This is a genomic window from Aeromonas caviae, assembly GCF_000819785.1.
GTDB classification, from domain to species: domain Bacteria; phylum Pseudomonadota; class Gammaproteobacteria; order Enterobacterales; family Aeromonadaceae; genus Aeromonas; species Aeromonas caviae.
Map to the genome: position 1 here is coordinate 14,269 of NZ_CDBK01000005.1, position 20,791 is coordinate 35,059.

Below are 20,791 nucleotides of genomic sequence, written 5' to 3' on the forward strand. Positions count from 1 at the left end.
GCGACACGGTTATTTCCCTTCTGTGATGGTATGCACGAACACGACAAGATTGCTCAGCGCCTCGGTATGCTCCTCACCCGCCTGTACAGCGGTGAGAAGCTGCACCTGAGTGATCTGGCCACCGAGTACAACGTCACCGTGCGCACCCTGCAGCGGGATTTCAATCAACGCCTCAGCTATCTACCGATAGAGCACCGCAGCCAGCAATACTGGCTGGATCCTGGGTTCCTCAATCACAAGAACGACGGAAAGGTGCGAAAGCTGGCCGAGCAGTTGGGTATCACCGACTTGTTCCCCCGCGCCAGTGAACATCGTCTGGGTCAACTACTGGACAGAGGCAGCCCCAGTCTCTTTGCCATCAAGGGATTCGATGGTCAATCAGCCGACTCACTCATTCACCAGATACCGGTATTAGAGCAGGCCCTGACCCAGCATCTGCAATGCTGGCTCATCACCAAAGACCAGCGCAAGCAACTGTTTAGCCCCTATCAGCTCGTCAACTACAAGGGCACCTGGCACTTAGTCGGCGTCAGCGAGGGGCGGTTGCAAGCCTATCCGCTGAGCAACATCGCACTGGTTGAGCTATCGCAACAGACCTTTACCCGCGATGCGCTTATTCAGCGGCAAATCGATACCGATCCGACGCTCTGGCGCTCCGGCATGATCGAGGTGCTCCTCAAGGCCAGTGCCTCCATCGCCATCAACTTTCAGCATCGTCCGTTGTTGCCCGAGCAGGAGATTGTCAAAACCCTGGATGACGGTGCGCTGTTATTGAGCAGTCGTGTGCTCGATGCCAATCAAATTCTGCCCATCATCAAATCCTGGATGCCGGGACTGACCGTGATCTCGCCCGGTTTTATCCATGAGCAGATCGTCCGTGATTTACGCCATCTATTGACCCTGATGAGTCAGGCTCCGCCCTGACCCATTTGTGACAAAGATCCCAGTTTATACATCTGGCGACAGCGCCTGACATGCCGCGACACCACCTGTCGCCGCTGTTTCACATTGTCGTCAACCATCCCGCAGTCGATATCCAAGGAGTAATGCATGAACACCATCAGCCTGCAAAAAGTGTCCGACAACACTCTTTGCTCCACCAGTTCCTATGAACCACTCTTCGATCATGTCGCCGCCCATTTGCAAGCCCAGGGCGGCACGTTAAAAACCATCGAGCGCACCCAAGGCAGGATCGAAGCCGCATGGAAATATGGTTTTAACCCATTCGGTATGCGCATCACCGTGAATTTTGCCTCCCAAGGCGATGAGACCATCCAGCTCACGCTCAATGGCTCGTTTGTCGATGCCATCGATACCTTCGGCGCCGCCAAGAAGAAAGCCCGAGCCATAACGGATGAGCTGCTGAAGCCTATCGATATCGCAGCATGGCCGATTAAAGAGGGGGCAACCGTCTCCCCGCCCCCCTCTGCCACGACCACTCCCCCACAGGCACCGCTAAACGGTGCAAACACCGTTGCGCACCGTGGCAAACGCAAGGGGCTCACCGCTGTGTTCGCATTCTTGGGCGGCGGCATTGGTCTGCATAAGTTCTACACCGGAAACTGGGGCTGGGGGCTTATTTACCTCGCGCTCTGCACCACCGGCCTTCCCCTGGTCTTGTCCGTGATCGAGTTCATCCGTGTTCTGTGCCTGACACAGGAGGAGTTTGACCGTCGCTATAACTACCGCCCCATATCCGCGTTTTCATGGGTGTGGTGAGGAGTGCCTTGTATGAACATGAAAACTGCAGTCGGCTTTCTGATGCTCTGCTCGACGGGAGCTCAGGCCGGTTTGCTCAGCCTGCTGGATGTGGCAACCCTCAAGGAAAGCGAGCTGGAGATGTGCCCGAACATCTCCGTCGAGAAGATGGTCAACAGCTTCTTCGAAGATCCCGAGTGGACCGGCGGGAAAGCGGCTGATGGTCGGAAATTGGTGAATGTCAGCGGCACCATCACCTATACCAGTCAGCCCGCACGGGCCATGGTGCAGGTCTGGATACAAGATGATGGTTTTTCTGTGGAGGCGCTGGAGATTAACGGGCGACCCCAGCCAGAGGGGATGCTGGATCTGCTGCTGGAGAAAATGTGCCAGAGCGCCAGAGGCTCTGACCATACCGGGGATCCACAGCAACAAGCCGTGGCGCTGCCGTTCACGGGAACCCGGTACTTCAACTTCGGAGGTGAAAATGGGATTCAACAATCCATCACTATCGCCCCCAACGGACGCGTCACATTGAGATCCCATGGTGCGACCTCTGTCTCTGTCGATTATCAGGGCATGTATGAAAACCCACTGCTGACCCCGGCGGGTAACTACCGCGTTCATGCCGACAAGATATATATCACCGATGAAGGCGGAGACTTCCCCGATCCATCAGAGTGCGAAGTCATCGTGTGCGAGACAGAACTGTCTGCACCTTGATGCACTGAACCCAAAAACAACGACAAGCACGGTGAATAGAAACTCATAAATCAGAAGCTAATCAACATTTTATAGCCGTACACCGAGATAAAATTATCACGATGATAACGGACCATGCTCTGGGCGTTATCGCATACCAATAATAAACGGGAAACTAACAATGAAGAAAACCCCCTTGGCCATGATGTTGATGGCTACTTTGTCAGGCTGTGGCGGTGGTGGTAGCGACGGTGGAAACACGGATAGTCCAACCCCACCGAGTGCCTCCTTGGCGATGTCAGGCAAGGCGATTGATGGATACATTCAAGGCGCGACCGTCTATCTCGATCTCAATTTCAACCGTCAGTGGGATGATGGTGAACCCAAGACAACCACCAATGATGCCGGTGATTATAGGTTAGAGCTGCCGGTAGACCTGCAAACCTGCGCTCAATACGCGCCCTTGGTGGTCGATGTGCCGGTGGATGCCGTGGACCAGGATCTTGGCCCGGTGACAGAAGCCTATCAGATGGTCCTTCCTCCCACCTTTGCCCCCATTACCAAAGATGATGTCTACCATGTAACACCGCTGACCACGGTTCTCTGGAGCAGTGTAGAAAGTGAGCTGGCAGCCCAATCACAAACGACTTGCCAGACTGTCATGGCGAACCGGCAAAAGCAGGAACAGTTAATCGCCTCGATGAAACAGGCCGTCAGCCGTGTTGTCAGTCACTACAACATCTCCGAGCAGAAGCTGTATGCGGACTTCATCGCCAGCGGTGATAGCGAGACTGGCACGCTGGCCCAGGAGATCGTGCGCGGCTTGCAGCAATCCTTCACCGAGACAGAAGCCTTGAAACGGGAAAACCCGGACGCCACCTTTGTCTATGTCGATTACCACAAGGGGGATAGTCGCGATCACAACAATGCCTATCCAGATGCTTGGTATCGTGAAATCCTGTTGCACCGGGGGGCTCAAAGCAGCACCGAGCTGGTGAAGGTGAGCGATGATTTTGCGCAAATCATCAAGACCATCATCTATGGTGAAGAGCGCCAAGTGACAGGCAATAACTACACCTACTCAACCCGCTACGACTTTGAGTCGCGCCATGGGGACAACACCCCCTATAGCTGTGACATCAAGGAAACCCTCTCGGTCCGCTCAAACGCCAAGACGTACACACTGGTGAATCTGGCCGAAGCATCGGCAGAGAACTTCAACGACTGTGCTCCTGACGATATGGCGGCAGCGATCACCCACCGTTACGCCACCATCAGCTATGACGCCAACGATCTGAGTTACGTCACCCAGTTCATCTATAACCGACAGGTGGGCGCATTCAGCTTCCTGAACGACTGGGTCGGTCTGGAAGGGCAGCTATCCACCCTGAATATGGGTGAGCTCACTGCGGCTCTCGAAGCCCTCCCCTATCAGTATGACGAACTATCCCAAGATACTGATGCGGCTAGCTGGGTCAAGAGCATGACGGCCAGTGAAAATGGCAATACCATCAGAACCAGTTACGACAGCGACGGCCTCTACAAGAAGCAGACAACCTATGCGGACGGTACTCATAGCCTGGAATGTGGCACGGACGGCATAAACTGGGGAGCCTGTCAGTAATCCGGCACCATAGAGCAGAAAACACAGAGGTCAGGGCGGCACTGGCCTCTTTTTTTGCACAGCTTAGCTAAAACGGAACGATCCTGACTAATGGCCGAGCCGCATCTCCTGATCCAGCTTCAATCACCCATATGAAAATCCATCATCCTGCGCAACACGCGTGACATGCGCATTGCAGCCTGCACGTAACCATATGATTGATCGACGAAGAAGTAATAGGTGTAACAGCGCCATTGGGGATACATAGTGTACTGGTCCAGGGCAGGAGCTGGGGAGGCGATGACCTGAGGGATGATTTAGGAAACAACGTCATGGCAACCCACCGTAGTTGCTTGCTCTTCAATGCTATACCAGCTCTTGCAGCGAGTTGAGGATCATGGATAATCAGGAAAAATACTATTAGAAGCGGTTATTCTCACCTTAGGACTTTTTATGCAGCACAAATATCTAATTGATGATAACGACCCAGATATCGCATATGTTCTTGAAAATCACCCTGTTTATTCCCCTGATCTCGTATTTGACGTCACTGGCGATAAAGTTACGTTAAAGAAGCAGTCCATATATATTTACTCTGCGAGTAAAACTTCTCGTCTAGAACAATACTACAACTTAGAGCTACTTAGTAAATACCTGCACTACCTTCATGCCGAAAGTGTTAAAAAGACTAATGTGCAGGCAAAAACTCTCGAAAATTTAATTTCTTTTTTCTTAAGCCTTTTTGGAAAGACTGACGTAAGAGAAAGTTTAACTGGAGAAACTAAACGCTTGTATGTTGCACTATTAGATGAGTTTGAAAAGTGCGACCAAGTTTATAAATCAACAACGGATGCCTATTATTATCCTGAGCATAATGAACTCACCGAATACGCAACAAACCTTTCCACCCTGCTGATATCATTCTTAGATAGAGTAGACATTCCCTCATATATTAAAATTAAAAGTGATAAAACAAAGAGAATGAAAATAAAAGCGCACTTTGCTCGAGGACTGTTTATTGAGCATGCGATTCGTGTGCTAGCTAAGATAGATGTAAACACTTCCACTGCCTACGCAATTGATAAAGCCGGGTTTATAGGAACGGTTTTTAGCATCGCAGCTTTCCAGGTTCTGACAAAAATCGCCGACGTTGGGGAACTTGAAGACCACAGGTCGCGGATTAAATCCCCTGATGCATATGCAATTTCAAACATGAGGAACGAGCGATTCCAAGGAACAAAAAAACCCAACAGTGCCGTTCGAACTATCACAAGAAACCTATACATCAAATTAGTCATATATTATTTGGAAAGAAATTGGGAACACGTCTCCGCACTATACAGTACGCCAGGGAAGCCCTTTACATACACTATAAACAACCTATTGCTTGTTTTGATAAGCATTTGTGATGATGTTTTTGTTTATGAAGGTGCCACACCAATCGACCTCTCTTCTAGGCCGAAACTCGACAACCTTAAAACCCGGCATGAAAATAGAGTGATGCGGCGTAATCTTAATAAGATTATCGGAAAAAATGGACCACTCCTGTCTGAGCCGAAAAATAATGAGAATGCTACTTAACAAAAATGGCATTTCCTGAATGCATGTGATGTCAATGATGTAACCATCCCCGATAGCCTAGCATCCTCCTTTTTCTGAAGGAGGATCTATGTCCATTACTAATCTGAAACTGACAAAACGAGCACTTGAGACCTTACCACCGCCAGCGAATGGCAAGCAGCAGGTATATCGTGATGCTGACGTAAGGCAGCTATACGTGTACCGGTACGCTCTATCTACGTCTTTCGTCTTCGACACAACCCATCGTTACAAACGGGTCTTCGAGACCATTGGCACCTATCCGCAGCTCTCCATCCAAGAGGCCAGGGACGAGGTGCATGCGAGGCTCCATAAACTTGCCCGCAATACGTATCCCTTGGGACAAAACAAAACCCTCCAAGAGATCTTTGAAACCGCCTACCTCGACGATATGCAGCTGCATAAGCGCAATACGCAGTCAGAGCTGTCCAAGGTCAGAAAACACATCCTGCCAGAGTTTGGAAGCCGTCGTCTAAAAACACTGGATCGCCAAACCATTGTGGCCTTCCAAAGACGACTTGCTGAACACCTCAAGCCCGCCACCGTGAACAAGATCTTGTCTGCCCTGTCGAGGATGCTGACCTTGGCCGTGGAGCACGGATACCTCTCTGTCTCACCGATGAATGGGTTACGGCAACTCAAAGAAAATAATGAACGCAAGCGGATCCTGAGCCTTGATGAACGGTCTCGTTTTATCGAGGCATGTTATGTCCAAAACTCGGAAGCAAGTCGGTCGCTATTGCTGTCTCTCTACACAGGGATGCGAATTGGGGAGGTGTGCTCCATAGAACAAACCCACTTGCACCTCGATGAGGCTTACCTGATCCTGCCTACGACCAAGAATGGATTACCTCACCAAGTGGCCCTGACGTCTCATGCCATCAGGCTCATCGAAACACAGCAACGACTGGTCAACAAGCAGAGGTTCCTTTTCCCCTCCTCCCAATCGTCTTCAGGGTACATGAGTTACCCACGGCATGCCTTTCAGCGGATTTGTGCTATAGCAGGGATCAGTGACCTTTGCATTCATGACCTCCGCCGAACCTTTGCCACGGAACTAATGCTACAGACGGGTGACATTGCCATGGTTGCGCAGGCCCTGAACCACTCATCACTACAGATGGCGATGCGATATCAGCAACGCACCACGACCCACTTACTCCCTCATATCAATGCTACTCAACAGCAATGGCTCTCTGAAGACATACCCCTGCCCACAGCGTGTTGCAGTTGAGTTGCGCGGAACACCATTAAGACCCATTCGTAACCAAAACACGCAAAATTCCGCAATGCATGTGTTGTCAATGCTTCGGGGATTCAACTTCTGAATACTGCAATCCAGTCGAACGAACAGCACAAACGAGAGGTAACGATGGACGAAGTAAAGAAAATGCTTACCCGAAGTGAACTAGCTCAACGGTGGCGTGTAAGCAAAAGTTTTGTGGACAAGCAGATGGTCCTCGCCCCTGAGACGTTACCCCCGTTTGTAACCATCGGTCGGCAGACCCGCTTCCCCATCCAGGAAGTCATCCGCTGGGAAAATGAACGACTTTCTCGGCTTACTAACTGATAAGAAGGTAAACATTATGGCAATGCAAAGCACTACCCAAGCTCAAACCAACAAAACTTCTTCGTTCGTGCGTTGTGGCACCAACTTGTTGAAACTCAGCGCCCTTACACGGGGCCTGGTACTGCCGTCACAAGGTGACGATGGCACCTACTACCTCAGTCTCTGGCAACGAAATAACCCACAGCAGGCGGCTGCAGGGGTGAAGTTTGATACGGAAGAAGAAGCTCTGGCTGAGATGACCCAACTGTGTAAACAAGTTCAGCGCCAAACCAAAAGCAACCTGCTCGTGCTCGCCAACGGCTTCGTCGACATTGAATGGGTTGATCGTGTGGTTTCCATCGATAAGAACGAGACGTTGCTCATCGGCCTGTTCAATGAATCTCCGCAGGTACAACCCCATTGGCTTGTGTTCAAGACCGAAGAAGAACGCAGCGCTTGCTTAGACACCATCACAGCCCGGCTGCTCTAAGACATCTAGCCAATCAACTGTAACAAAAGGGCCTGAGGGCCCTTTTCCAATTTCTGAGGCCAGAAAAAATGAGCAATTTGGCTATCCCCCTCGGTCTGTACGACATGGATTATGACCATGTCATGCGTGAAGGCAAAGTCATCACCAAGCCTGCCGATACCAGCAATACGCCCCTATCTACTGATGCGACAATCGACTTGTTTGCTACGGCAGCATCACCGTTGGATGCTGTTCTCGCTTCTATCTGTGAGTCCCCCTTACTCAACAACGGCAAACTGGTTACCGCAGACGGGCCCTCGACTGCTGACGACACGCAAATCCCCGGCTACCTGTTGTCAGCACAGGAGAATTCAACCAACAAGGCACTGCGGTTACGCACCCAGCATTATCTCAAACCTGGGGAGACAGTGGTTCCCGCAAAAGGTGCGGGGATCCATATAGGCATAGACAGCGAATACGTATACAACCCCAAGACAATGCACAACGACATTCTCTCCTACCAGTTCTTTGCCAAAACTGAAAAGGGGGAGCACGCAGACATCATTTATCCCGTCTCTTCGAAGAAATCTGACCGACTGAGCTTTGAACGATTTATCAGCCACATCATTATTGAATGTAAAGCGAAGGGGCTAATCACAGAATGGCCCAAGCACGTCTTTGTGTATGCCCATTTCCTGCGGGCAGACCTTGCCTCGTTTGGCGACTTCTGGCGGTTCAAAACTCAGGTTAACGGCATTCGCCGAACAGTGGCGTCAATAAACAATGCCTATGGCATCGATCTTGAGAACGTCTTGCACCGTCAAGCAAAACCGGCCCCGCTGATTTTGCGAGACAAACAGCGTAAAGCACAAAGAACCTTGATCACCTTTGTCGATACTATGTTACACACCCCTGGTGGTGCGGGCCTTGCAGCCGTTGGTGAACTCATTGGCTTACCCAAATTGTCTCTCCCTGCGGGTCACTCTATTGATCGCATGGATGAACTACTTGCCAGCAACAAAGCAGCCTTTGAAGCTTATGCCCTGCGCGATGCCGAAATTGCAGTCAAATATGGCCTACAACTCCATGCATTCGCTAAGACACTGGGGCTTTCATCCCTGCCAAAGACGATTGGCAGCTGTGCCACATCGGTGTTCCTGAAACATCTGCGCGAAACAGGTCAAGACCGGGACCTGCTATTTGGAACCCATGAGGTGGTGCAAACTGGATGGAGCAAAAATGCATCCAGACCTGTGACCAAGAAGGCTCGGGAAATGGCACCTGAAGCAAAGCTATTCGAGGGTTTTGCCATCGATTGCTACCACGGTGGACGGAATGAATGCTTTTGGGGTGGCCCGACCCCACTATCGCTCTTCAACGATTTTGACCTCAGCGGAGCCTATACCACAGGGCTCGTTGACCTTTTTCCCCTTGATTATGAGCGAGGGCGAATGACCACCAACACAGCCGACTTCTGTGGCCATGTCTTTGGTCTTGCTCGCGTTAAATATAGATTTCCAGACGGGACACGTTACCCCAGCCTACCGGTGCGTACTGAAATTGGTCTGTTGTTTCCCCTCACTGGTGAATCTTTCTGTACCGCACCAGAGATCAAGGTCGCACTCCGTATGGGTTGCCAGATTGAGATATATCAGGGTGTCATCATCCCTTGGGCAGATACGCCACTGCGCCTGTTTGAGCCTTTTGTCTCGCAGGTTCGGGAAAAACGCCAATCGTATGTGAAGAAATCCTTCGAAGAGCTGCTTTGGAAAGAAATCGGTAACTCTCTCTATGGCAAGCTGGCTCAAGGTCTGAGGGGCAAGTCAGCCTTCGATACATCCAGTGGATTGAGCAAGCCCATTGAGCGCTCAGCCATCACCAACGCATTTTTTGCCGCGCATACAACCGGTCTGATCCGCGCTGTACTAGGAGAAATCCTCGCCTCTATCCCCACCCACAGGACAGTGGTGAGTGTCACCACGGATGGCTTCCTCACCGACGCGACATATGACGAACTTGTGCTGACTGGCCCGATATGCAGCAGGTTTCAAGCGTTGGGTGAACGACTGGATGGCCCTGGCTTTCGGATGCTGGAGCAAAAACACCAGGTTAAACAGGTCATCGCGATGAAGACTCGTGGTCAGCTCACAGCCGAAGGCGTTGAGGGTCAGCCTCAGATCCTGGCCAAGGCTGGGGTTAAGCCCCCCTGCTCTAAGGACCAGCATCAGGCGTACATGCTTGACCTTTATCTGAATCGTACCCCCGGTCAAAAAGTCGAGAGTGACCATTTAATATCTACGGCTGAAATGTGGATCAATGAACGCGATCTCGTCTCCGTGAGCAGGTCAAAGACCCTGAATCTTGAGTTCGACTTTAAGCGGCAACCCATACTGCCATCAATGCAGCACGTGCTGGGCACCGAGCATATTTGTTTTGATACACGCCCCTGGCCGACGGTAGCTGCCGCTATGGCGCAACGTGTGGTATTCGACAACTGGCGGCAGACGAACTGCCTGAAGACCCTCAATGACTGGGAGAGATGGGAGGATTACTTCGCCTGCAAGGCGTCGATAAAAGGATTGCCAATGCGTATGACGGATGAGGGTTCGCTCGGCATCCTCAAGCGGGTTTTCCTGCGTGCTTATACCCAGTCCGCCTTCGGTATGACGAAAACGATGGGGTACGATGAGCTGGCCGAATGGCTGACGATCAATGGCTGCCCAACCAGCGTGGATGACTGCAAATCCGCTAAACGCGCCAAGTTGGTCGGGCAGTGTGTACCGGTGACGACGCGCACCGTCCGCCTGGTGCGGGTGATCCTGCAAGAGTGCCCAGGGTTAGAGCTGGGGGTGCTGTTCAAGCCGGAGGACATGCCACTGCTCCAAGGCCGGTTGAACAACCCCAAGACCGAGATAGCGCAAATCACGCAGGATGCGCCGAGTCATGAAGTGATAACCGACTGATTGATATAGCGATATCTGGTTGGTGTAATAAGGCGATTGGGGAGGCAACCATTATGTTGCTTCCCCTTCTCTTTTTACTAGCAATGTGATGATGCCGAAGCGCACCAGAAGAAGCACCAGAGTCGATTTAGACGACCGATAGCCTGACAGTGTGACCCGTTAGCATGAATCGTCACTGGGCCGGGTGTGTCGACTATCTTGAATCTCATATGAACCAGCGAAGTAGGATTTCATGTATAGCAAATGGAGATGGCCAGCCTTGAAGGTTGCTAGATGGGGGCTGCAGCATGGTAAGTTCTTCGATCTTTACGATGTTGCCTATCAGCTTGGGATACCGCTTCACGAGGCGGGTAAAGTTATGATCTATCTGAGGTCGTTACGCCATGTGGAAAAGCAGGCCGAAACACGGTGTTGCAAGCCTGAAGCAGGGCGAATGGCCGCTCGACGGATCTTTATAAAGGTACTGGCCATTCATCCAGAACCGGTAAAAGTAGAGTCTCTGGTTCAGGAGCCCCTGACCTAACTCAGTGTCATGCCAGCGGGCGCGATAGTCGAGCAGTTCCCAGCCAGGAAAGGCTTGTCCACCTATCGGCTATCGGCTATCGGCTATCGGCTATCGGCTATCGGCTATCGGTGTGATAGCACGGGGCATGAATGGCTATAGTGCCGTTACTACATCAGTTCGGCAGAGCTAACCGAAGAACAATTTGCCAATGCGTTATGCAGTCATTGGGGCATCGAAATCCAGCTGCATTGAGTACTGGATATCACCATGAAGGAGGACGCCTGCCCGGTTTACCGGGAGATACAGCCAAGATACTAGGCTGAGCCGGCGGGTACTAAACATGCTCCGAGCGGGAGAAGGAAAGCTATCCAACATTCTCCGTAAACTGAAGATAGCGATCAAGATAAGCTGTGAGGCAAAGTCAGCATATTTTCCCTTGCAAAAAATGCTGACTTTGCGGAATATAATTGAGCTTCTCGTTATACAATTTTAGACTTAACCTAAAGCTATCCAATCTGACTTTTAATAAAATTAAATAACACAGTCCTGATATCATCCAATAGAATTTCAGGTAATGAGTTTGTATGCTTCAACAAACTGCCTGCTTGGGAAAAATCAATCCTAGGATTTGTAACCCCTTGATAGGTCTCATTTCTTTCTAGTAAAATTCCCACATGGACAATTTGAGAACGAATGGCATAAGCCTGCTTAATATTTTTTGAAATTACTTCATCACCGAATTTTTTAGAAAAATCCATGACTCGTTTCGATATTTTGTAGACTTGTTGTCCGCATGATGCGCAAGCTTTACTTTCGTGTTTATCTAACGTTGCAACAACTTCCACTGAACTGATTAAAGATACAATAGCAATTTCAGTATCTATTGATACTTGTTGATGAAGTTCGAGTATTTTATTATGATTTTCTGGAATATAAAGTTCAAAGTCACCCGGGCCAGACTCTACAATTTCAGCAACCTTCGTAGACTTGTTTATGTATATAATTTTGAGTGCATTATTATAAAGGGTAACTGCCTCTAATACCTTATTGTACACATGAGAGTGTGGCTCGCATTTACCCATGAATCCATCAATAATATTTAGCTCATCACTGGAGCAAAGTGTTCTACGTTTAATTTCATCTTGCTTAGATTTGCCATGATAAATTGGAACCATGAATGCTAAAGATAAAAACTTTATAAGATCGGATGACCTTATAGCAAATTCTTGTTTCAAATCGACACTGTCAAAGTATTCAACTGAAATAGCCAAATGTGAACCTGATTCGGATTTGACTATTTTAAAAAAGGAACCTGAAAAACTGTCAATTTCATAATATGAGGATACTGGTACGCTAAAGCACCCAGTTTTAATTAACTTAATTCCCATTCTAGCTTTGGATATACATTGCGATATTATCTTTTCTATCTCGCTTGAGTTTTTTAGGGAATCTAACTCTATGAATATATAGTCAATCGTACCTTTTTTCTTGTAATTGTAAGATATGTGAACTGGAGTCTCCAAGCCTAGACAAAGCAGTCCAAGATCGACAACATTGTTTTCTATTGTGCCCCAGTAATTCCATCCAAAGTTATCAAATTCCTCTCGCAGTTGACCCCAGAGACATCTCAAAAATATGTCTGACGTTGCCTTGTCATTAGTGTTTATTTTGTATTTCATATATATGACTTAGTTTGTATAATGTTCCGCTAAACGGCGAGCGTTAGCTAGACTGGAGGAGGTCACACTTTTTGTGGCAGAAGCGAATTTGAGCAGCTTGTTAAATTGCACCTGCACTATGCCTCTCTAATGTGTTTTGCAAGATCAGAAGCAAGCTGAACATAAGACCGCGCGTCGCTTTCGCTAAGATCAAGCTCTTGTGCATGAGCAGCTTTATTTCTTAGTTGTCTCAACTTATTAAAAACAGAGAGCTGCTTTTCATCAATTACTTTACACTGGAGCAGGTATTCTCCAAGTCTTGGCATGTTTTTGAATGCTTCATCTGGAGATCGCCCCCAGAATGAACTCGCTACAGCTACACTTGCAGACTCAACTTCTAGCCAAGCCTCCATAATTGCCGCACGAGTTGAAAAGGTAACTATATTTAGAAGGTTAGAGGGTGTAGAAGCGATAGATGGAGCCACTTCCCCTTTTTCCTTTGCTATTGCCTCTACTTCAGCTTTTAGTTCAGACACTTCTTGAGCAAACTCAAGCTCAAGTTCCTTGTATTTCAACTTCCGTAGCAAAGGTGTAAGTTCAACGATTGGTTTTCGGAGCAGAACAACGAGGACAATAACAGTAACTGGCCACGCCGCCGATTTGATTAGTTCCGATATAAAAGTAAGAGCGTCCATTTAACCTCGATATTTCTAGTATAATTTAACGCCCGCATTTGCGGCTGATTTGGATCGGAGCGAAAAACAAGTCCGGCAACATGCGTTTGTTAGATATTTTTTAAATACTCACTCTGAATTTTATTTGTAAGTTCAATTCTTTGTATCTCGCTTAGGTTAAATAAGAGCCGCACAAAAGCCTCTTGAGCTGCATGCAAGGACTCCGTGCCTTCTATTTTACCTTCAGACTTCAACTTACCTTCTAAATTATGAATGAGTTGAACTAACTCTTTCCCTCTTGAGGTCAGCGGCGCCATGAATGAAGGTTGTATTTTTCGGTCGTACCAATCAATCATGCAATCCGAGAAATCAACATCGGCTATACGCTGGTGCACAATGAACTTGATATAATCAAATAGAAAATCATGCTCAGAATCACCCACGCCGACTCCAAATGGTGAGTTTTGATTATGCAACTCAACTTCTGCTACAGTCATCGCTACATCCATACCAAAATATAAAGACTGGCATATATTAGTTAAGCCTGCGCAGAATAGGTTTAGATAAGAAACAGGAAATGATGCATTGCTGCTTTTAGTCTTAATCAAATAATCCAAAACTTCTTCGACTGCCATAAACTCTTGATCTAACACCGCAAAACCTTCAAAGAGAGTTTGAGCGCTGGTAGTTTGTAGGACATTTGACTTGGGTATACTAATTCCCTTTGCATCTGATGGCTTGGCAAGCCTTAATACCTGACGGGCATCTTGCCAGTAACTTAAATTGTCATCTGGATTGTGAATAATTATGAGTACCGGCAACGGGTATCTTTCCCAATAAAATCGGTGTTTCTCCTCTGGGTGGAATACCCAATCTCTTTTGCTTTCTTTAAAAAAAGATGGGCCTGACTTTATTTGAACAGCAATCATCCTTCCCGTTGCGAATCCTTCAGGACTAACATATTCGATCTGACCATCAATTCCAACATCAGCCATTGGGGTTTCACGCCAAATCTGGCCAATTTTTGCCATAGCTTCAGCTACAGCATTTACTCCTAACCTTTCTTGAGAGTTAGTCTGATTGTATTTTGGAAAGCTCATATTTTCCTTGATTGCCTAACGCCTAAGTTCATCAGCCTTGCGCGGCTTTATGCGCAAAGTCCGATGGAATTATGGGTTGGGCACCACGTTCAAATGCGGTTGCCCTTTGAGAGATTGCACCGCTCGCAAAGCAGTTGAAGATTGCGAACGGTATTACTGCCACCACGGGAAAACGGAACTATGTGGTCGAAGCAGAGCCTCTCTCGTGTGCCGCACTCTACGCAGCGCCCACCATCGCGCTGCCACACCTCGCGCTGAACAGCGCGAGGAATCGCCTCACGGCGGGCCAGCGGATTTTTCACTGTAGGCATACGCGAGACATCGACAGAGACGGGCGCTTGTGGCTCGGTAGGCTGCGATTTGACCTCGGGCAGAGGCATAGAGTCGCGGAACGCCTTGATGAAGGAAATAGTGTCTTCCAACTCGGACTCGGTTTTTACCGCCAATTTGAGTGCAGGGAAGCCGCGCCCCAAACCGGGAGAAGGATATGTATTGCTATGGCGCCCGGCTTCGCCTGGGTATTCAAGAGCAATTTCCGGGACAGGCTGACCATCAGGCGGATATGGCACCCAAATGAAGGCACCTTGCACACGGTTGGGCTGGTCAATCTGGAGCACGACCCCCATGTCGGGCCTTACGTTCCAGGCGATGACCTTTACTGTTTCACGAGACGGTGTACCGAATTCTCTGGTGATGGCATCAACGGCGCTAGCCATCAAAGGGTTGCCAAATTCCATTTGCGTCAATTACTCCTGGGGAAAATGAAGAGAGAGTGATTGTGGTGCCCAATAGTGATTAAATGGAAGACGGACACTAATCCGTTGACAGAGCCTTCCATATAACTCCGCCCCATTCTCATCATCGCAAAGTAAAAAATTAATTAAATCATAATATTACCAGTAACCTTTGGCAGCTAATGTAGTCATTTGACTGCATATTTTTTGCGCTATCATTACTACTGTATAAAAAATCAGTTGGTCAGCCATGGATACGCCGCCAAACCTACGTACACAAATCAGAAAAGTGATGCGTAAGAATCCTACCATACCAGCAGATTGACACATTTAACATTTGCCATCATCACAGAATGAGCGATTACTCGACGACACTTGATTCGCTTTGCGCAAAACGTGCTTGTTGCGCCAGACACTGTGTACATAACCTACTGATAATTCATTAAATTCAGGTGAGGTGTAATACGTCCATTGGGGATACACACCTATCTGCGTTTTCTCCCTCCTCGCTGATGACAAAAAAACAAGCCTCCCAGCCTCGGGCTGGGGATACTTGTTTTGTTGTTCTGGTGAGGTAGATGAACCCCCGTAACAGTCGAAGGATGGACTAACCTACTGAGCCGTTGACCGCTTTCAAGTTGGGTTAGTACATGGCTCCTTGCCCTGCATGGAAAGGTGAACACAGCAGCACCACTGCCAGAACCAAACCGCTGCTGGTTCCTGTTCCTCTCCTGTCCGGTGCAACGGTTACGCAGCCACTGAGACGGTAAACACGCCCATCTGATAGTAACTGACGAAGTTCGACTCCCACATCGTATAGAGCTCCCTGGCCGACGCTGGTCCCATCTGGCCGTAACGGAGCAGGTAGTATTCTTCGCTCAAAAAGTTGAAGTCGATCTCTTTGACCAACTCCGCCATATCCTCCGGCCCCTGATAGCTAAAGTCCGTCACGTAATCGAACTGCCACTGGTCTTTACGCTTTAGCAGCCGTATTTCTACCGGATGGAACCCACCACGAACCGGGCCGTAATCCGGGTCTCGGAAGTTGAAGACCAGACTGGATTTTCCCTTCAGCACCATTCCAGATCTAACCAGTTCCTGATCCAGAATACTCATCAATGCCTGACTGACAGGCAGGGCAAAATCGCCCGCAAATGGGATCGTCATAATCACCTCAGATTGGTTGTTTGGGGGGCTCACCCTTGGGCAGGTGAGCACTATGCAGGGGTTATTCGATGGTAGAAGTTACGGTACAGAGCTCATTGGTTAGCGAACCCAAGCGCTCAAGGTAATCAGGCACCAGTTCGTGCAGCATCGGATTGCCGTCTCCCTTCTGGATCAACTTCAGACCATCCGAACGCAGAATGGCTGATAAGAATCCGGCGTTATTGGCGCTGCCACCATTAAACAGTCGCTTCATGACGCTGGATTTAAACGGCTTGTCTGCGGGCAAGGAGCGCAACACATCGTCAATCGCCGACAGCGCAATCCACTCCTTGCTATGCAGACCCCCACCCTGATTGCCTGTAATTTTCAGGAACAGCTCGCCACTCTCTTCATGACGACCGATGGCATAGAAAATCAGCCCTTCTGATCGGGCACTGAGTTTCTCGGCGGTATGGTTGAGCAAGGTGTGTATGGGGGCAGGACCGCCGGGCACGGAGTCTGCGGTGTCGCCGGGTCCAGGCCTGGCCTTGTCGGCGTCAGCCGCAAGGGCTGGCGAGAGAGGCTCGGCGCAGCCGCTTGCTCCAGATGTGAGAGGGCTCTCGTCGGCTGGCGTGGTGCTGGCGGGTTTAGGGGTCTCTTCAACGCGGTGTTTACGGGGTCTTGCCATGATAGTTTCCTTACAACGTCGTTAGATAACCGGAGATTGCGATCTCCAGTTCATCGGTAGATGGGTCATAGATAAAGGGTCATAGAAAACGCGATAGCGCGATAGGACCGACTCCATCACTGTCACAGTGATCTCATCCGATCCTTGGCAGATTGACGGTGATGTGACTTAACCGGTAATGCGGCTAATGCCGAGGTGATGACTGATAAGTCATCCAGATAACCGGCAAATGGAATGGGGTCTGGTACCACGTCGAACGGGTTTACCAGATAAGCCAGCGCACCGATGATGAGCGCATAGCACCAGACCGGCAGATCGCCATCCGTGAGCAGGACATACAAGAGCACGGCCTTCTCCAGCAGCTCCTTAATCCCCTTGATCTCTTTTAACTTGCGCATGATGTCGCTATGGCTGGGATTACTCATGGTGCATCACCTCCAGGGTGGGAAGCAGCGGTGCATTTGAGTGGATCAGCAGGTAAATTCCCGCCCCCTCATCGTTGAGAATGGCCAGCAGCAGGCGCCAGTCTTCGGATATGGCGAATTCTTGCTCCGGGTAACGCAAACCGAACATCACCTGATTCTGGGTATGCTGTGGCATGGCCTGGAACTCATTCACCGAGTCCGTCATCTCGATAATGACCAGACTACAACCGGTCGTGTCCCAGAATGCCCTCGCCTCCTCTACTGATGAAAAAGGCTCGATAATTTGCTCCATGACCAGTGAGTAAATGTCCGGGTAGGCCGCGAGCAATGTCTCCTCCGGCCATTCCATACAAGTTTTCATCGTGTTTCTCTCCAACTAAAAGGCCCTTAAGCACAGATGAACTTAAGGGCCTGGGAACTGTGACATGTGGACCAACAGCCGATGTGACAGCGCTGTCTGGTTATTAATATCTGTTTATAAACAATACCTTTTCGGTCACTCCGCCTGGATCATAGACGAGAGACCTTCGCTGATATTGCGACTGCGCTCAGAGGTCAGCTTTGCATACCGCTGGGAGGATTGAATGCTGGCGTGGGCTAGTTGTGCCTTGACGTCATACAGGCTGTATTGCCCGGAAGAGACCAAGGCACTGGCGACCGAATGGCGAGCTGTATGGAAGCAGACCTCATCGCGGTCTTCGATACCGGCTTTCTGCAACACCCGTTCATAGGCACATCTGGGTTCACCGATGGGCTTGCCCTGACATCGAATATGCTGGCTCGCGAATACATAGGGATTACCGGCTATTCTGGGGAGCTTCTCCAGAATATCGATAGCCAATGTGCTCAGGTAAATGATCCGGCTCTTGCCATTCTTGGTCAGGGGTACGAACAGCGTCTTATCCTCCCAGTTCACATGTTCCCATTTAGCGAGTAACACCTCTGACTTTCTCGCCCCCGTCAGGTAGAGCATCGCGATGAAGCTGCCTGCGGCTTGATTGCGATCCTGCAATGCCACCTCAATGACCCGTTTCATCTCTTCAATCGATAGGAAACGCGTCCTGGCATTGTCCTCCTTCAACAGCTTGATCTTGGCCGCCTCGTTGGTGTCCAGAATGCCCCAGCGCACCGCATAGCTGCCCATGGTCTTTAACTGGGCCAATACCCTGTTGGCGGTACTCGGCGCGTAGGCCGTCTGCTGAGGGTTGTTAGGGTGAACCATCTCCGATTGCAACTGCAGGACATCCATCGCCTTGAGCTGTCGGTAACGCATGGCCCCAAAGCGTGGTTCGATGTTGTGTTTAAACCGCTGAATGTCGCTGTTGATCGATCGTTTACCGATGGTCTTGAGGTGCGGCAAAAAGGTCTGCCAGAAGAACTCCGAAAGGGTGGGCTCAGTTTTGTAGCTATCCCGCTCTGCTACCGGGTCGATGCCTTCTGCCAGCATCGCCTTGTACTTGCGGGCAATGGTCCTGGCTTGGCTCACATCGATATCGCCGAATCGTCCCAAAGCGATGCTGCGCTTCTTGCCCTGGAGGGTATAGCGCAGTAGGAAACGCTTACTGCCCTGGCTTTTTCCTGACAAGAGTTTTAAGCCAATGACCTCTGTATCGGAGAACTCCAGTTCAGTAGCGCCTGCGTCTCGTTGTTGTGCGGGCAAAGCCTTGATGGCTGCATTGGTAAAGCGAAATTTGGTCTGCATAGATACCTCCGATGATGGGTTAGATCATGGGATTAATATCTGTTTCAAAGAGGATTCAATGCGGGTTTAGGAGGTGGTGAAGAGGAAGGAGTAACGGTGAGCGGCACTTGCTTCAGCACCAGAAACAGACCCCGGAAAAGTCCGGAGCAGTAGCCTACCAAACGTCCTTGGCTATGTTGGAAGACTGAGCAGGTTGTTCGCAACGAATTGCAGGAAGTAGTAAGTCGCTTAGACAAGAAATGGACAAGAAAAGAAAAGTGAGAGAGGGGAAACGCTGGGGAGCAGAAACAAAAACGACGCAATGAAGCGTCGTATCTGTTTAATCTGTAAGGCTTTTTTCTTCAATTTTAATGGTGCCCGAGGCCGGAATCGAACCGGCACGACGCGAACGTCGAGGGATTTTAAATCCCTTGTGTCTACCGATTTCACCACTCGGGCACCGCAATCGGTATCAAGCTCGCGTGGCGGGCTTGTCAATATGGAGGCACGTTCCGGAGTCGAACCGGACTAAACGGATTTGCAATCCGCTGCATAACCGCTTTGCTAACGCGCCATGCAAAAGAGAGGAACTCTCTATTGTCTGAATTTGGAGCGGGAAACGAGACTCGAACTCGCGACCCCGACCTTGGCAAGGTCGTGCTCTACCAACTGAGCTATTCCCGCATCGGTCTGGCTGACTGCCTGACTGTGAGAACGCATTCTAGCGATGTTCCCCGCCCAGTCAACCAAAAACATTTAATACGCTGATCGTTCGGGTGTTTTTTACCCTTTTCCCACACTTTTGGCGCTCATGGCCGTTTCTCGGCGCCAGTGGCAGAGAAACGGCCATCTTCCCGTCGGGACTAGAACCGGGAGTGGTAGCTGAGATCGCTCCAGGCAGCCTTCATGTACTGGAACATGGACCAGAAGGTGAGCACGGTGGCCACGTAGAGCAGCACATAGGCGAGCCACACCATCCATATGTCGTATTGCCAGATGAGGCCGGTGAGCGACACCATCTGGATCATGGTCTTCCATTTGCCAATCCAGCTGACCGCCACCGAGGAGCGCTTGCCAAGCTCGGCCATCCATTCACGCAGGGCGGAGATGATGATCTCCCGGCCAATCATGGTCATGGCGGGGATGGTGACCCAGACGGTGTTGTAGTGCTCGACGATGACCACCAGGGCCGCCGCCACCATGATCTTGTCGGCCACCGGATCGAGGAAGGCGCCAAAGGCGGTGGACTGGTTCAGCTTGCGGGCAAGATAGCCGTCAAACCAGTCGGTTGCGGCCGCCAGGATGAAGACGATGGCCGCCGCCATGTAGGACCACTGATAGGGAAGGTAAAACAGGATGACGAAGACGGGGATGAGCAAAATCCGAAAGAACGTCAGCAGGTTAGGAATATTTGTCATTATTTTCAGCCACTTCTTGTATGCCGCTACATGGTAGCCCCAAGCCGATCGCGGATGCAACCGAACTGGCGCCCGCCTTGGTCCATTAATCCATCAATAACCTCAGGATGCCGGTCATTATGGCATTTGGGAGCCCCCTGCGTCACGGCTCTTGTGCGCAGGCGGCACGCCCTGATGCC

General features: G+C 49.9%; 18 protein-coding genes and 3 tRNA genes. 8 read left to right on the forward strand and 13 right to left on the reverse strand.

Going from position 1 to position 20,791, the window contains the following annotated elements; genetic code table 11:
• Window positions 1-30 precede the first annotated feature (30 nt).
• The 8 genes from BN1120_RS00825 (at window position 31) to BN1120_RS00860 (ending at window position 10,583) form a co-directional block, all read left to right on the forward strand.
• A complete protein-coding gene (locus BN1120_RS00825) occupies window positions 31-924 on the forward strand; it encodes a helix-turn-helix transcriptional regulator (protein ID WP_042014312.1) in 894 nt (297 codons plus the stop codon).
• A gap of 126 nt (window positions 925-1,050) precedes the next feature.
• A complete protein-coding gene (locus tag BN1120_RS20405; RefSeq protein WP_052455391.1) occupies window positions 1,051-1,719 on the forward strand; it encodes a TM2 domain-containing protein in 669 nt (222 codons plus the stop codon).
• Between the two features lie 12 nt (window positions 1,720-1,731).
• Window positions 1,732-2,421 carry a hypothetical protein gene (locus tag BN1120_RS00835; RefSeq protein WP_042014313.1) on the forward strand — a complete coding sequence of 230 codons (690 nt, stop codon included), beginning with the start codon at window positions 1,732-1,734 and terminating at the stop codon, window positions 2,419-2,421.
• A 160-nt stretch (window positions 2,422-2,581) separates the two neighbouring features.
• Window positions 2,582-4,024 carry a hypothetical protein gene (locus tag BN1120_RS00840; protein ID WP_042014314.1) on the forward strand — a complete coding sequence of 481 codons (1,443 nt, stop codon included), beginning with the start codon at window positions 2,582-2,584 and terminating at the stop codon, window positions 4,022-4,024.
• Window positions 4,025-4,456: 432 nt separating this feature from the next.
• A complete protein-coding gene (locus BN1120_RS21150; RefSeq protein WP_145983743.1) occupies window positions 4,457-5,584 on the forward strand; it encodes a hypothetical protein in 1,128 nt (375 codons plus the stop codon).
• Between the two features lie 88 nt (window positions 5,585-5,672).
• The gene (locus BN1120_RS00850; protein ID WP_042014317.1) at window positions 5,673-6,836 is read left to right on the forward strand and encodes a site-specific integrase; all 1,164 of its coding nucleotides are present in this window, start codon (window positions 5,673-5,675) and stop codon (window positions 6,834-6,836) included.
• 352 nt (window positions 6,837-7,188) lie between these two features.
• Complete coding sequence (locus tag BN1120_RS00855) at window positions 7,189-7,641, forward strand: hypothetical protein (RefSeq protein WP_145983742.1); 453 nt, start codon at window positions 7,189-7,191, stop codon at window positions 7,639-7,641.
• Window positions 7,642-7,709: 68 nt separating this feature from the next.
• Window positions 7,710-10,583, forward strand: a complete 2,874-nt coding sequence (locus BN1120_RS00860) for a DNA polymerase type-B family protein (protein ID WP_145983741.1) — start codon at window positions 7,710-7,712, stop codon at window positions 10,581-10,583.
• Window positions 10,584-11,594: 1,011 nt separating this feature from the next.
• On the opposite strand, the gene BN1120_RS21155 is transcribed toward BN1120_RS00860, so the two are convergent.
• The 13 genes from BN1120_RS21155 to pgsA all read right to left on the reverse strand — a co-directional run bounded on the left by BN1120_RS21155 (window position 11,595) and on the right by pgsA (window position 20,612).
• Entirely contained in the window at window positions 11,595-12,767 is a 1,173-nt protein-coding gene (locus tag BN1120_RS21155) for a HEPN domain-containing protein (RefSeq protein ID WP_145983740.1), read from the reverse strand.
• Between the two features lie 116 nt (window positions 12,768-12,883).
• On the reverse strand, window positions 12,884-13,441 hold the full coding sequence (locus BN1120_RS20505) for a hypothetical protein (protein ID WP_080767832.1): 558 nt from the start codon (window positions 13,439-13,441) through the stop codon (window positions 12,884-12,886).
• Window positions 13,442-13,530: 89 nt separating this feature from the next.
• Window positions 13,531-14,520 (reverse strand): DUF4365 domain-containing protein, encoded by a 990-nt coding sequence (locus tag BN1120_RS00870; protein ID WP_042014320.1) that lies wholly within the window; start codon window positions 14,518-14,520, stop codon window positions 13,531-13,533.
• Window positions 14,521-14,609: 89 nt separating this feature from the next.
• The gene (locus BN1120_RS20510) at window positions 14,610-15,257 is read right to left on the reverse strand and encodes an HNH endonuclease (protein ID WP_080767833.1); all 648 of its coding nucleotides are present in this window, start codon (window positions 15,255-15,257) and stop codon (window positions 14,610-14,612) included.
• Window positions 15,258-16,001: 744 nt separating this feature from the next.
• The gene (locus BN1120_RS00880) at window positions 16,002-16,421 is read right to left on the reverse strand and encodes a DUF2787 family protein (RefSeq protein ID WP_042014322.1); all 420 of its coding nucleotides are present in this window, start codon (window positions 16,419-16,421) and stop codon (window positions 16,002-16,004) included.
• 61 nt (window positions 16,422-16,482) lie between these two features.
• Window positions 16,483-17,088: a hypothetical protein gene (locus BN1120_RS00885; protein ID WP_052455394.1), complete on the reverse strand. Its 606-nt coding sequence runs from the start codon at window positions 17,086-17,088 to the stop codon at window positions 16,483-16,485.
• A gap of 122 nt (window positions 17,089-17,210) precedes the next feature.
• Entirely contained in the window at window positions 17,211-17,513 is a 303-nt protein-coding gene (locus BN1120_RS00890) for a YkvA family protein (protein WP_025201450.1), read from the reverse strand.
• Window positions 17,506-17,862, reverse strand: a complete 357-nt coding sequence (locus BN1120_RS00895; protein WP_042014323.1) for a hypothetical protein — start codon at window positions 17,860-17,862, stop codon at window positions 17,506-17,508. The genes BN1120_RS00890 and BN1120_RS00895 overlap by 8 nt, the downstream gene beginning before the upstream one ends.
• 147 nt (window positions 17,863-18,009) lie before the next feature.
• Window positions 18,010-19,215 (reverse strand): tyrosine-type recombinase/integrase, encoded by a 1,206-nt coding sequence (locus BN1120_RS00900; protein WP_042014325.1) that lies wholly within the window; start codon window positions 19,213-19,215, stop codon window positions 18,010-18,012.
• Between the two features lie 351 nt (window positions 19,216-19,566).
• Window positions 19,567-19,653 (reverse strand) — tRNA-Leu (locus BN1120_RS00905).
• Window positions 19,654-19,694: 41 nt separating this feature from the next.
• Window positions 19,695-19,768: transfer RNA gene (locus BN1120_RS00910), tRNA-Cys, on the reverse strand.
• A gap of 34 nt (window positions 19,769-19,802) precedes the next feature.
• Window positions 19,803-19,878: transfer RNA gene (locus tag BN1120_RS00915), tRNA-Gly, on the reverse strand.
• 179 nt (window positions 19,879-20,057) lie between these two features.
• A complete protein-coding gene (gene pgsA, locus BN1120_RS00920) occupies window positions 20,058-20,612 on the reverse strand; it encodes a CDP-diacylglycerol--glycerol-3-phosphate 3-phosphatidyltransferase (RefSeq protein ID WP_042014327.1) in 555 nt (184 codons plus the stop codon).
• Window positions 20,613-20,791 lie beyond the last annotated feature (179 nt).